This is a genomic window from Marinitoga arctica, assembly GCF_054657315.1.
The window spans coordinates 1-4,338 of the sequence record NZ_BAAHYY010000057.1 but is presented as its reverse complement, the minus strand read 5'-3'; the positions used below and the strand labels follow the sequence as shown (position 1 = coordinate 4,338).

The window sequence follows — 4,338 nt, the reverse complement described above, 5'->3', positions numbered from 1 at the left end:
TATATTAAAAGTAAGCCCGCTAACGCGAGCTTATTGTTTTTAAAAAAGATTTATATTGGAATTTACACCAAATATTATTTTAAAATCTTTTAATAAATCCGGTGGAAAATTAGGTCCCACCATAGCGATTCCACCAAAAAAACTAATATTATTAAAAAACAAAAAATTTCTGAAAACTTGAACACCATATAAATAAAATGCAATTCCATATTCCAAACTTTCTAAATTTAATGATGAATTAAATTCAAGGTTTATTAACTTCTCAGTTTGATCATCTGAATATAATAAATAACTTATTCCACCAAAAGGATTTAAATAATGTTGTGTAATTACTTTAGTGTCATTCTTTTCTGGGTCAAATTCACTTTCTACATCCTGAACATAATCAGTCCCAAAAGAAACTCTATAATTTTCTGCATCATATCCAGCTATTCCTATTAAATGAGCTTCACCGAAATCCTGCAAGTCCACCTGATAACCATAAGACACAGAAATTGAAATCGATGTGTTAAATAATCTATTAATTCCACTTTTTATATACGCACCGCCATTATTTGTAGATGCACCAACCTCCAAAAAACCAAAAAGCCCATATCTTATTGCTGCAACCTGTGGTGTTATACCATCTATTTGTAATACTCCTTCATCCAACACCTTTGACTCTGGCAATATGCTTTCAAACCCAAAAAAAGTTGTATTAATTATAATTATTATTAATAAGATAAATATATTCCTTTTCATAGATTATTCTCCCTCTTTACCAAATTCTAATGTTCTTTCAACCTTAATAAATTTATAAAATTCCATTTCGTCACCTTCATTTATATCATCAAAATTTAATATTTTTATTCCACATTCTTTTGGCGCATCAACTTTTTTCACTTCATCTTTATAATGTCTTAAAGATTCTATTTTTCCATCATATACTAATTTACCCTGTCTATATAATCTTACACCACCATCTCTTTCAACAAATCCTTCTTTTAATTGGATACCCGCTATATTACCAACCTTTTTAATCTTAAATACTTGTTTAACTTCACCTGTTCCAGTAATTTCTTCTTTTTCTTCAGGTTCTAACATACCCTGCAAGGCTTTTTTCAAATCATCTATTAAGTTAAATATAATATCATATCTCTTTATTTGAATACTTTCTTGTTCTGCATATTTAACAGCACTGCTATCTGCTTTAACTCTAAATCCTAAAATAACAGCATCTGACGCTGTTGCTAACATGACATCACTCTTAGTGATTGCACCAATACCGCCATGAATAACCTGTAACTCAATCTCAGGATTTTCTAATTTTGCTATAGCATTTTTTAATGCTTCTAGAGAACCAAAAGTATCTGCTTTTAAAATAATATTTAAAGTTTTTTGTTCTCCTTCTTCTCTCATCATTTTCAAAGCGTCTTCAAGCCTTATGTGTCTTTTTTGTACAACTTTTTCTTCTAATGCTTTTTTCTTCTCTACATAATCTTTTGCTTCATGAATATTTTTAACTCCATATAAAATAGAATGCATATCTGGAACTTCCTCAAATCCTAAAATTTGAACTGGATCAGAAGGACCTGCAACTTTAACATTTTTGCCATTAGGATCTATCATTCTTCTAACTTTACCAAAAGTATTTCCTGCAACAAAATAATCTCCAACCTTTAATTTTCCATCTTTAACAATTGCTGTAGCAACTGGACCCAAAAATTTGTCTAATTTACTTTCTATAATAACTCCTCTAGCTAATCCCTCTGGATAACATTTTATTTCTTGCATTTCAGAAACTAACAAAATCATTTCTAATAATTCATCAATTCCCTGACCTGCTTTTGCGGAAATAGGAACTGTAATTGTATCTCCACCCCAGTCTTCCGGAATAAGGTTTAACTTTGCAACCATTTGCTGTTTAGTTAGATCAATATTTGCGTTAGGTTTATCAATTTTATTTATAGCTACGATAATAGGAACATTTGCATTTTTAGCGTGGTTATATGCTTCTATAGTTTGAGGCATAACCCCATCATCAGCTGCAATTATTAGAACAACTATATCAGTTGCTTGAGCCCCTCTTGCTCTCATTTCTGTAAACGCCTCGTGTCCAGGCGTATCAATAAAAGTAATTTTTTTGCCTTCATATTCTACTTGATAAGCACCTATTGATTGCGTAATTCCTCCAGCTTCTTTTTCAGCAACCTTAGTATGTCTAATGTTATCAAGTAAAGTCGTCTTACCATGATCAACATGACCCATTATTGTAACAACTGGAGCCCTTTCAACTAATTTATCTTCATTCTTTTCATATATTTCTTTCCATAATTCTTTTAATTTTTCTTCAGGATCTTCTTTTTCTGATTTAGATACTGTTGATACTTCTTCAATTTCTTCTGTAATTTCAAGCAATGCATTAAACATCATTGCTATTTCTTCTGCTTGCTCTTCCGTTAAGGTTTGTCCTGGTCTTAAAACCTTCCCTTTCATAAAGAAAGCTTTTATTATATCATTTTGACCTTTATTCAATTTTTTAGCCAGTAAATCTAATTTCAATTCAGATTTTGATATTTTAATTTCTTTTATTTCATCTTCACTGCTTCCTTTATTAATACTCTTTTTATTATCTTTTTCATGTTTTATATTGTCTTTCTTCTGTTTTTTGTCTTTTTTTGTATCATGTTTTTTTTCTTTTGTTGTTTCTTTCTTTTTTGGCGGTTCCTCTTTTACATCCCTTGATACTTTTTCTCCTTTTTCCTCTTTTAATTTTTCTTCAAAATATTCTTTTATTGCTTTAACATCTTCATCCTCCAATGAAGACATATGGCTTTTTAAATTATATCCTAAATCATTTAATTCTTTTAAGAATTCTTTGGCATGCATTCCATACTCTTTAGCTAACTGGTATACCCGTGTCTTAGACAATTGAATCACCTCCAACATTCACTACTTCCTTTATTCCATTAACAATATTTTCATCTAAAACCCCTACAACACTTATCTCATCTTTACCTAAAGCACGACCTAATTTTTCTTTTTTATAATTTTTCAAAAGAACATAGGGAACATGATGAGATTGACATCTTTTTATAGTATCTTCCTTTATTGATTCACCAACGTCAGAAGCTATAATAATAAACTTATTTTTTCTTTTTGGATTCCTAATATATTCTCTTATATTATCTTTTCCAAAAATTATTTTTCGCATTCTAGAAGCAAATCCTAGGAGATTTACTATCTTTTGTTCATTCATTCTTTTACCCCCAAATCTTTTTTCTAATTAATTATAACATATAAAATAGGAATAAAGAAATGTTCATTATATTATAGAAATTAAATAACAAATCCTTAACAAAGGAATTTCTATAAAATAGAATACTGATAATATAATATTCATATTCACTCCCTAGAAGATTTGGACATAAAATAAGAAAGTGGTATCATAAAATTGAAAAAAAGAAAGAGGTGTTTTTTAATGAGAAAACGAACTAATTACAAACCTGAATTTAAAAGGAAAAAGTGAAAAAGTATTCTATATCTGTAATAATACAATTTTTATTAATTTTAATTTCGATAAAGTATATGATTTTAGTACATATTATAATATATTTGCTGTATTCAAAAATGAAGAAAACAAAATACTTTTGTCATATTTTAATATTTTTAAGTTCTCTTCAAATGTTTCAAATGGATACATCATTTTTAAATTTAATTCAAATCAGCTTAAATCAGGATTTTATTACATTGATCTTTATATAAATGGCATTAGATATTTTTCAAAAGATATTGAATTTAGAAATTTATTATATCAACTAAAATAAATTTTTCACAGGAGGTGGCTTTATGGGCATCAGAATGGATGCTATTTATGAAGGAAATGTTAGTGGGTATGGACATGTAAATCAAAGAAGATACGTTACAGGTTCAGAAGCTTGGGAAAAACTTCAGCAAAGGAAAGCTCAAAAAATTGAAGAATTTAATCAAAAAGGCATTGAGAGATGGAAAGAAACTAAAGAAGCAACAAAGTGGGGTGGAATTGGCGTGGCAATAGGATATCTTGGATTGGTAGCCGTTAGTTCTAATCCAATTACGTTATCAGGGTTGGCTGGAGGAATAGTTCTTGAAGCAATCGAAGGAGCAATAACTTCTGATATAGCTTCGTGGGGTAAATGATAATGAATAAAAAAATATTATTTAAAGTTATTAAAAGTATAAACCCTTTAATATTATTAACCGTAATAATTAAAAAATTTAGTGATTATCCAGTTTCAACAAAAGATCTTATAGGATATATTTTAATTTTTAGTTCCATTTTATTTGTGATGTTTAATTTACAGGAAAATTATAACATTA

General features: G+C 28.7%; 4 protein-coding genes. 1 reads left to right on the top strand and 3 read right to left on the bottom strand.

Annotation, left to right across the window (positions count from 1 at the left end):
- Nucleotides 1-39: 39 nt before the first annotated feature.
- From ACYQ44_RS10270 to ACYQ44_RS10260, 3 genes are read right to left on the bottom strand one after another with little or no spacing between them, the layout of a single operon-like run.
- Entirely contained in the window at nt 40-741 is a 702-nt protein-coding gene (locus tag ACYQ44_RS10270) for a hypothetical protein (protein ID WP_459997180.1), read from the bottom strand.
- Nucleotides 742-744: 3 nt separating this feature from the next.
- On the bottom strand, nt 745-2,910 hold the full coding sequence (gene infB / locus ACYQ44_RS10265) for a translation initiation factor IF-2 (RefSeq protein ID WP_459997178.1): 2,166 nt from the start codon (nt 2,908-2,910) through the stop codon (nt 745-747).
- Nucleotides 2,903-3,238 (bottom strand): L7Ae/L30e/S12e/Gadd45 family ribosomal protein, encoded by a 336-nt coding sequence (locus tag ACYQ44_RS10260; protein ID WP_459997177.1) that lies wholly within the window; start codon nt 3,236-3,238, stop codon nt 2,903-2,905. Before ACYQ44_RS10260 ends, infB begins: the two co-directional genes overlap by 8 nt.
- Before the next feature lie 590 nt (nt 3,239-3,828).
- On the opposite strand from ACYQ44_RS10260, the gene ACYQ44_RS10255 reads away from it, so the two are divergent.
- Nucleotides 3,829-4,158, top strand: coding sequence for a hypothetical protein (locus ACYQ44_RS10255; RefSeq protein ID WP_459997175.1), 330 nt, complete (start codon nt 3,829-3,831; stop codon nt 4,156-4,158).
- The last annotated feature ends 180 nt before the right edge of the window (nt 4,159-4,338 follow it).

Excerpts from the sequence above, each read along its gene's own strand:
- ACYQ44_RS10270 (WP_459997180.1), bottom strand. The coding sequence starts at position 741 with ATGAAAAGGAATATATTTATCTTATTAATAATAATTATAATTAATACA.
- ACYQ44_RS10255 (WP_459997175.1), top strand. The coding sequence starts at position 3,829 with ATGGGCATCAGAATGGATGCTATTTATGAAGGAAATGTTAGTGGGTAT.
- ACYQ44_RS10260 (WP_459997177.1), bottom strand. The coding sequence starts at position 3,238 with ATGAATGAACAAAAGATAGTAAATCTCCTAGGATTTGCTTCTAGAATG.